The sequence below is a fragment of the Delftia sp. ZNC0008 genome, assembly GCF_000799035.1.
GTDB classification, from domain to species: Bacteria; Pseudomonadota; Gammaproteobacteria; order Burkholderiales; family Burkholderiaceae_C; genus Comamonas; species Comamonas tsuruhatensis.
Map to the genome: position 1 here is coordinate 1 of NZ_JTKZ01000359.1, position 8,547 is coordinate 8,547.

At 69.3% G+C, this 8,547-nt stretch carries 6 protein-coding genes; 3 read left to right on the plus strand and 3 right to left on the minus strand.

What is annotated here, in order from left to right; translation table 11 throughout:
* The first annotated feature begins 109 nt into the window (after positions 1-109).
* The 3 genes from L995_RS11805 to L995_RS11815 all read left to right on the plus strand — a co-directional run bounded on the left by L995_RS11805 (position 110) and on the right by L995_RS11815 (position 4,679).
* Positions 110-1,366, plus strand: a complete 1,257-nt coding sequence (locus L995_RS11805; protein ID WP_016447376.1) for a CaiB/BaiF CoA transferase family protein — start codon at positions 110-112, stop codon at positions 1,364-1,366.
* A gap of 9 nt (positions 1,367-1,375) precedes the next feature.
* Entirely contained in the window at positions 1,376-2,527 is a 1,152-nt protein-coding gene (locus tag L995_RS11810) for an acyl-CoA dehydrogenase family protein (protein WP_047471898.1), read from the plus strand.
* Between the two features lie 220 nt (positions 2,528-2,747).
* Positions 2,748-4,679, plus strand: coding sequence for a RecQ family ATP-dependent DNA helicase (locus tag L995_RS11815; protein WP_017405658.1), 1,932 nt, complete (start codon positions 2,748-2,750; stop codon positions 4,677-4,679).
* Between the two features lie 100 nt (positions 4,680-4,779).
* Here the strand turns inward: L995_RS11815 and L995_RS11820 are convergent, their stop codons facing one another.
* The 3 genes from L995_RS11820 to L995_RS11830 all read right to left on the minus strand — a co-directional run.
* Positions 4,780-5,589: a DUF4198 domain-containing protein gene (locus tag L995_RS11820; RefSeq protein WP_047471901.1), complete on the minus strand. Its 810-nt coding sequence runs from the start codon at positions 5,587-5,589 to the stop codon at positions 4,780-4,782.
* A 6-nt stretch (positions 5,590-5,595) separates the two neighbouring features.
* On the minus strand, positions 5,596-6,084 hold the full coding sequence (locus tag L995_RS11825; protein ID WP_012202078.1) for a hypothetical protein: 489 nt from the start codon (positions 6,082-6,084) through the stop codon (positions 5,596-5,598).
* Positions 6,085-6,256: 172 nt separating this feature from the next.
* A partial coding sequence (locus tag L995_RS11830; RefSeq protein WP_047471903.1) for a TonB-dependent hemoglobin/transferrin/lactoferrin family receptor occupies positions 6,257-8,547 on the minus strand: 2,291 nt, incomplete at its 5' end.

The window sequence follows — 8,547 nt, forward strand, 5'->3', positions numbered from 1 at the left end:
CCGCGTATGGATCATCTTTTTGAATGCATTGCATCAGGATTGAATATTTTCCATTGATTCAATTGCGGGCCAGCATGCAGCCATCCACCACCTGTCCATGGCTGCATCAATGACCGAATCCGCCTCGCCCCCAGCCCCTGCCAGTACCGCCCGCCCGCTGGACGGCGTGCGCATCCTCGACTTCACGCGCGTGCTGGCCGGGCCGCTGTCCACGGCCCTGCTGGCCGACCTGGGCGCCGAGGTCGTCAAGATCGAGCCGCCGCAGGGCGACGACTACCGCGCCATCGGCCCCATGAACAACGGAGAAAGCGCGCTGTTCACGGTGATGAACCGCAACAAGCAAAGCCTGGTGCTGGACCTCAAGCACCCCGAGGCCGTGGCCCTGGTCCGCGAGATGGCCGCCCAGGCCGACGTGGTGGTGGAGAACTTCCGGCCCGGCGTGGCCGAGCGCCTGGGCATAGGCGCAAGCCAGTTGCGGGCGCTCAATCCGCGCCTGGTCTACGTCAGCGTCTCGGGCTTCGGCCAGACCGGGCCGCTGGCCCACCGGCCGGCCTACGACATCATCGTGCAGGCCATGAGCGGCCTCATGGAGGCCACGGGCGAGCCCGATGGCGCGCCCACCGTCGTGGGCGAGGCCGTCAGCGACGTGGTGGCCGGCCTGTTCGCCTCCTGGGCCACGCTGGCCGCGCTGCTGCAGGCCCGCGCCACCGGGCAGGGCCAGCAGGTGGACGTGGCCATGTTCGACACCACGCTGAGCTTTCTGGCCACCTCGGTGGCGCGCTACCTGTTCACGGGCCGGCCCGCGCGCCGCGTAGGCAACCGCCATCCGCTGTCCGCGCCGTTCGGCGTGTACCGCGCAGGCGACGGCCACTTCGCGCTGGCCGTGCTCAACAACAAGCTGTTCGCCGCCGCCCTGCAGGCCATGGAGCTGGGCAGCCTGGCCGGCGACCCGCGCTTTGCCAGCGACGAATCACGCTCGGCCCACGAACCCGCGCTGCGCGAGGCCATCGAGGCCTGGGCAGGCCGCCATGAAGTGGCGCAGGTGGTGGCCGCGCTGGATGCAGCGGGCGTGCCCGCCGCACCCATCTGGAACATTGCCCAGGCGCTGGAGTCGCCCCAGAGCCAGGCGCGCGGCCTGCTTGGCGCGGTGCAGGACCCGCGCCTGCCCGGCCTGCGCCTGCCCACCCAGCCCGTGCATTTCAGCGGCGCCGCGCCCAACCGCGCCGAGCGCGCACCGGCCCTGGGCGAGCACACCGACGCCCTGCTCTCGCAGTGGCTGGGCCGGGGCGCCGAAGCCATTGCCGCGCTGCGCGCATCCGGTGCCCTGGGCACTGCGGGCGCGGCCCCCTCTTCCCCATCACATTGAGCAACCGAAATGAACTTCCAACGACTGGGCACCACCGCCGACGACCACGCCATTGCCGATGCCGTGGCCCGCTTTGCCGACGACGCACTCGCCCCGCTGGCGCAGCGCATGGACGAAGAGGCGCTGTCCGCCACCTGCCATGTGCCGGGCCTGTCGGCCCTGGGCGTGATGGGCATGAACCTGCCCGAGGCCCTGGGCGGCCCCGGCGTCACGCCCACGGCCATGCTGCTGTCCCTGGTGGCCATCTCGCGCGCCTGCGCGGCCACCTCGTCCATGATCGGCGCCCACTACCTGGGCACGGACGCCGTGCTCATCGGCGGCGACGACGCCCAGCGCCAGCAGTGGCTGCCGCGCTGCGCCAGCGGCCAATGGCTGGCGGCCTTTGCGCTGACCGAACCGCGCGGCGGCTCGCACCCGGCCGACATGCGCACGCGCGCCGTGCGCGATGGGGACGACTATCTGATCACGGGCGTCAAGCACTTCATCTCCAACGCCGCCGAGGCGCGCTTCATGGTCGTCTTCGCCAAGACCGACATGGAGGCCGGCGCGCGCGGCGTCAGCGCCTTCATCGTGCCGCGCGATCTGCCCGGCATCCAGGTCTCGGCGCCCGAAAAGCTCATGGGCATCCGCGGCGGCCATGCCTTCGAGGTCTCGCTGGACGGCGTGCGCGTGCCTGCCAGCCACCGGCTGGGCGCCGAGGGCACGGGCTTCAAGACGGCCATGAAGGTGCTGGACAACAGCCGCCTGGACGTGGCGGCCACCGCCCTGGGCGTGGCCGAGGCCGCCCTGGCCGCCGCCGCGCAATGGGCCAGTCAGCGCCTGGTCGGCGGCGAGCCGCTGGCCACGAAACAGGGCATCCAGTGGAAGCTGGCCGACATGAAGCTGCGCCTGGAGGCATCGTGGGCGCTGACCATGCAGGCCCTGGCCTTGCGCCAGGCAGGCCAGCCCTTCACCCAGCACTCGGCCATGGCCAAGCTGCATGCCTCGGAAATGGTGGGCTTCGTCACCGACGAGGCCCTGCAGATCCACGGCGGCTACGGCTACACGCGCGAAATGCCGCTGGAGCGCCTGGTGCGCGATGCGCGCATCCTGCGCATCTACGAAGGCTCGTCCGAAGTGCAGCGCAGCATCATTGCGCGTGGAGTGCTGGGCGGCAGCTGAATGCAGCAGCGGGTGGCTAGGAGAAATCTGAAAATGGCACCCTCGCGCCCGGAAAAGGCCGTTGATGCAGAGCGGTTCAAACCCCAGGTCTTCCCTGGACCTTGCGAGGGGGCGCAAAATGGCGGCTGTTGCGGCCTTCGGGCCGCAGCGCATTTGTTGCGGGAAGCGCCCGCATCCCGCCCCCTCCCGCGCCAGCCGCCCCTGCCGAAAGAAGCCTCCGTTGTCCGCCGCGCATTCCGTCCTGCAAGCCGTGTTCGGCTACGAACAATTCCGCGGTCCGCAGGAGGCCATCGTCTCGCACGTGGTCGCCGGCGGCGATGCGCTGGTGCTCATGCCCACGGGCGGCGGCAAGAGCCTGTGCTACCAGGTGCCGGCCATCGTGCGCCAGCAGCAGGGCCACGGCGTGGCGGTGGTGGTGTCGCCGCTGATCGCGCTCATGCACGACCAGGTGGGCGCGCTGCACGAGGCCGGTGTCAGCGCCGCCTACCTGAACTCCACGCTGTCCTATGACGAGACGCAGGAAGTCGAATGGCGCCTGCAAAGCGGCGACATCACCCTGCTGTATGCCGCGCCCGAGCGCCTGAACACGCCCCGCTTCCTGGGCCTGCTCGACGACCTGCATGCCCAGGGCAAGCTGTCGCTGTTCGCCATCGACGAGGCGCACTGCGTGAGCCAGTGGGGCCATGACTTCCGGCCCGAGTACCGCGCGCTGAGCGTGCTGCACGAACGCTATGCGGGCGTGCCGCGCATCGCGCTCACGGCCACGGCCGACGCGCTGACGCGCGCCGACATCGTCGAGCGGCTGCAGCTGGAGAGCGCACGGCACTTCGTCAGCAGCTTCGACCGCCCCAACATCCGCTACCGCATCGCCGAGAAGAAGGACGTCAGCAACCAGCTGCTGCGCTTCATCGAGCGCGAGCACGAGGGCGAGGCCGGCGTGGTCTATTGCCAGTCGCGCAAGCGCGTGGAGGAGCTGGCCCAGACGCTGAGCCAGGCCGGCGTGCCCGCCCTGCCCTACCACGCGGGCCTGCCCTTCGAGACGCGCCAGCTGCACCAGGACCGCTTCCTGCGCGAGGACGGCATCGTCATCGTGGCCACCATCGCCTTCGGCATGGGCATCAACAAGCCCGATGTGCGCTTCGTGGCCCACGTGGACATGCCCAAGAACATCGAGGGCTACTACCAGGAAACCGGCCGCGCAGGCCGCGACGGGCTGCCCGCCGATGCCTGGATGGCCTACGGCCTGTCCGACGTGGTCAACCAGCGCCGCATGATCGACGAAAGCCCGGCCGAGGACACCTTCAAGCAGGTCATGCGCGGCAAGCTCGATGCCCTGCTGGGCCTGGCCGAGGCCACGGACTGCCGCCGCGTGCGGCTGCTGGCCTACTTCGGCGAGCAGTACGGCCTGGGCGCACCGGGAGAAGACGCAGAGACGGACATTGAAGGCCGGCCGCTGCAGCGCGTGGCAAAGACCGCCTGCGGCAACTGCGACAACTGCCTGGAGCCCCCGGCCCTGTGGGATGGAACGGACGCCGCGCGCAAGCTGCTGTCCACCATCTACCGCGTGCACGAGGCCAGCCAGCTGACCTTTGGCGCGGGCCACATCATGGACGTGCTGCGCGGCAAGGACACCGAGAAGGTGCGCCAGTACGGGCACGAGAAGATCTCCACCTTCGGCCTGGGCAAGGACTACAGCGAGCCCCAGCTGCGCGGCGTGATGCGCCAGCTGCTGGCCACCGGCGCCCTGGGCCTGCACAAGATCACCAGCGAGAACAGCGGCCACAGCTTCGACACCCTGTGCCTGGCCGAAGGCTCGCGCGAAGTGCTGCGCGGCAACGTCCAGGTACAGCTGCGCGAGGCCGTTGCAGCGCCGCGCACGCGCACCTCCAAGCGCGCCACCCAGCCCAACGCGGCCGCCGCCAGCCTGGGGCCTGATGCCCAGGTGCGCTTCATCAACCTCAAGGCCTGGCGCGCCGAGGTCGCGCGCGAGCACAACCTGCCGGCCTATGTGATCTTCCACGACGCCACGCTGGCCGCCATTGCCGAGCGCAACCCGGCCTCGCTGGACGACCTGCAGGGCATCAGCGGCATGGGCGCCAAGAAGCTCGACGCCTATGGCGCCGAGGTGCTGCGGGTGGTGGCCACGGGCTGAGGCGCATAGCCCTCATGCACATCGCATGGGGCAGGGCTTCACCATGAGAAAAGGCCTGCACCTCCATGGCGTCAGGCCTTTTTCGTGAAACCGGAACCCCTTACTGCGCCAGCACCCTGAAGGTCAGCGTGTAGTTGTTGCCGTACTGCGGCGCGGCGGCGCCGGCGGGGGCGTCGGCGCGGTAGCGCACCAGGGCCAGGTAGATGCCTGACTTGGGCAGGGCGTAGGAGATGCGGCCCTGGCCATCGGTGGTCAGTGCATCCACGCTGTGCTGGCTGGCCAGGTCCATGGCCGAGCGGAAGATTTCCACCTTCTGCGCGGCCAGCGGCCTGCCGTCGTATTGCACGGTGAAGTCGAACTTCTCGCCCGCGAACAGGTCGGCCGGATGCGTTACGGGCACGATCTCCAGGCCCTTGCCTGAGGGCGCGAGCGCAGCCCGGCTGGGCTTGCCCACCGTGATGTAGGTCTCGGAGACCGACAGCGACTGGTAGTGGCTCAGCAGCCTGGCATCGGCCGGCGTGGGCGTGGCGGGATCACGCGCGGTCTCGACCTTGCCGTTGCGCTCCCACGAACGGAAGACGGCGCCCAGGCGCGGGCCGGTGCTCACGCGGTAGGTGCCCTTCTCGTCGGGCAGCTGGTGCTCGGCCACGGTGCGGGTCTTGAACTGGCGCACATCGGCCACGGGCGTGACCGAGCCGTCGGGCGCCGTCACGGTGAAGCGCGTTTCGCCAAAAGCCACTTCGGGGATGAAGAACTTGTCGGCGAAGCTGGCGTCCACGCTGATGACGGCCCGGGGCGAAGCCTCGAAGCTGGTGGGCAGCAGGTAGGGCGTATGGGCCTGGGCGGAGATGCACACGGCCGACAGCAGCGGCAGCCGCCAGGCCAATCGCTTGGATAGGGTTCCAGCCATGTCCGCTCAGGGCTTCTTGACGTCGTTCTTGTCCACGACGCCATCGGCGTTGACGTCGGCTTCCTTGAAGCTGCGTTCGGCGATGGCCATGTCTTCTTCCACGGTGTATTTGCCGTCGCGGTTCCTGTCCACGATGCCGAAGCGCACATGGGCCTGCTTCATGGACTGGGCATAGCGCTCGTCGGGCTGGCGGCCCGCGTACTGCTGCTTGAGGCGGGCCTCGAACTCGTCCACGTACTCCTTCTCGCTGAGCCAGCCGTCGCCATTGGTGTCGCCGGCCAGGAAGCGCTGCTTGCGCACGGTGTCGTACTCCTGGCGCGTGACCACGCCATCACGGTTGGCGTCGTAGCTGCCCATGAAGGCAGACTGGCCATGCCCGCCCGCCGGCTGGGCCGGGCCGCTGGCGGACGGTGCCGTGGGCGATGCGCAGGCGGTGAGCAGGGCCGCCAGGCCGGCAGCGGCCAGCATGCGGTGGGACAGAGAGAACTCGATCATGAAACGACTCCTGAAGTAGGCAGATACAGCGGCGGCTGCGATGGTGGTGGAGGCGTTCCGGCCGACACCGCCGCTGTAGGGAAGGCCGGCCGGCCCCTGGAGAAACTCCTCGGATCCGCGCCACGCGGCAAGTGAAGGTGGCGTGGGTGCAATGGCATGGTGCGCAGGGTGCTCAGAACGCAACGTTCATGGACACGGCGAAGGTGCGGCCCGGGTTGCTCAGCAGCTCGATGTCGCGGCGGTCGCGCGCCACGCCGGGCTGCAGGCTGCGGGTGCTGGAATAGTCCCAGTAGCGCTTGTCGCCCAGGTTGTAGATGCCGGCGTTCAGGCGCACGTTCTTTGCGACCTGCCAGTAGCCGGCCAGGTCGAAGATGGCATAGCCGGGCACGCGGAACAGCTCGGTGGTCGAGTCGGTCAGGCCGGTGCCCGCGTTCTGGTAGCTGTCGCGGTTGGTGGCCACGGCCTGCTTGCCCGCGACGAAGGTGCCGGTCAGGTTCAGGCCCCATTGCCGGGCGGGTGCGTCATAGCCCACGCCGACGATGGCCTTGCGCGGCAGCACGCTGTCCAGCGGCACATCCTTGTCGCCTGCGTAGTAGGACCTGGAGGTGCCGCGGCTGATGCCCAGCGCCCAGGTGGAGTACAGGCCCCTGGCGGCGGGCATCCACTGGCCGTGGTCCAGGCGCGCGCTGGCCTCGAAGCCGTAGATCTTTGCGCTGTCGCGGTTCTCGGCCTGGTAGATGGTGCCGATGTGGGCGGGCACGTTGACGAACAGGTCGGGACGGCCCGCGCGCAGGTAGCGCGTGTAGGCGATGAAGTCGGAGTACCTGGTATAGAAGACCGAGCTGTTGAAGGTCACGCCCGGCGTGGGCGAACCCTTGAGGCCGAAGTCGAAGGCATTGCTGCTTTCCTCCTTCAGGTTGGGGTTGCCGACCAGGGCGTACTGGCCTGCCGCGTTGTAGTTGCTGGCCATGTTCCACGAGCCGAAGATCTCGCCGGCCGAGGGCTCTCGCCCGCTGCGCTTGAACTGGGCATAGGCGCTGAACGTGGGCGTGAGGTCATAGACCAGGGCGAGGCTGGGGCTGAGGATGGTGTTGCCGCGCGTGCCGCCGTAAATCTTTTCCACGTCGGCGGCCGTGAGCACGCCCGAGACGAAGTTGTCCAGGTCGCGCGTCTTGATCTCCACGCGGTCCACGCGCAACGCGGGAATCAGCGCCAGGCGGCGGCCACCGGCCTGGAAGCTGATCTCGTCCTGCAGGAAGGCGCCGTAGCGGCGGGTGGTGGTGTCGGGCTGGGGCTTCATGCTGCCGGACACGGCCCAGGGGCGCTCCGTGTCCTGGGTCGAGGCATTGACGCCAAAGCTCAGGCGGTGGCGGTCGATGCGCTTGTCGCCCGTGCTCGAGAAACCCCAGGTGCGCGTCTCGTTGCCCGAGACGTTGTGCACCTTGGCGCCCGTGGCCAGCGTGGTGGTGTCGGTGACGTCGTTGGTGTCCGTGTTCTGGAAGAACAGCCGCGTGTCCAGCTGGTCCACCCAGGCGCCGGCCGGGGTCCACAGGTGCTGCAGCTGCAGCGTGTTGCGGCTGGTGTCGCTGTTCTGGCGCGAGCTTTCGGTGATGCTGGTGTTGGTGGTGTCCCAGCCATGGAAGGAGGTGTCGTTCTTGCGGCGATACAGGTCGGCCGACAGCACCAGGCGGTGGGCCGGGTTGATGCGCAGGCCGCCCTTGAGCAGCAGGGCGTTGGAGTTCCAGTCGTCGGGATAGCTGTTGACGATGGCGCTGTGGTTGCGCGTCTCGTGGCCGTCGCGGCGCGAGTAGGCGATCAGGCCGTCGAGGTCGCCCGAGCGGCCAGCGGCCGTGAAGCTCTCGTTCCAGGAGCGGTCGGCCGTGTCATGGCCGATCTTGCCGCCCAGGTAGGAGGTTTTGCCGCCCACCAGGTAGTCCTCGGCGGACTTGGTGCGAAAGCCCACCGAGCCGCCGATGCCACCGGCCGCGCGCCGCGCCGTGGTGGTGCCGGAGAGGATGTCCACGGCCGAGAACATCTCGGGGTCGATGAAGTCACGGCCCACGCCGAAGGTGTTGGCGCCGACACGGCTCACGTAGGGGCGCGTGGTGGCGTCGGGCATCTCGACGCCGTCCACATCCATGCCGATGCGGTTGCCCTCGATGCCGCGGATGTTGTAGCCCGTGGTGCCCGAGCGGTCGAAGCTGCTGCGGTTGCGGCTGGTGCCCGAGGCCGTGCCCGGCGCGGAGACCAGGGGCTGGTAGCGCACCACATCGGCCATGCTGCCGGCCTGCTCCAGCGCCGGGCCGCTGACGGTGGTGGAGGCGCCCGGGGTTCGCTGCGCGGGCTCGGCCGTGTCGACCACGTCGACCTGGGCCAGTGCCTTGGTGGGGGCCTGCGCCATCAGCCGGGCCTCATCGTCCAGGGCCTGAGGCCGGGGCTGGGCCCAGGCGCCGGGCGAGGCCA

Coding starts and splice junctions, on each gene's coding strand:
- L995_RS11810 (WP_047471898.1), top strand. CDS start 1,376: ATGAACTTCCAACGACTGGGCACCACCGCCGACGACCACGCCATTGCC.
- L995_RS11805 (WP_016447376.1), top strand. CDS start 110: ATGACCGAATCCGCCTCGCCCCCAGCCCCTGCCAGTACCGCCCGCCCG.
- L995_RS11825 (WP_012202078.1), bottom strand. CDS start 6,084: ATGATCGAGTTCTCTCTGTCCCACCGCATGCTGGCCGCTGCCGGCCTG.
- L995_RS11820 (WP_047471901.1), bottom strand. CDS start 5,589: ATGGCTGGAACCCTATCCAAGCGATTGGCCTGGCGGCTGCCGCTGCTG.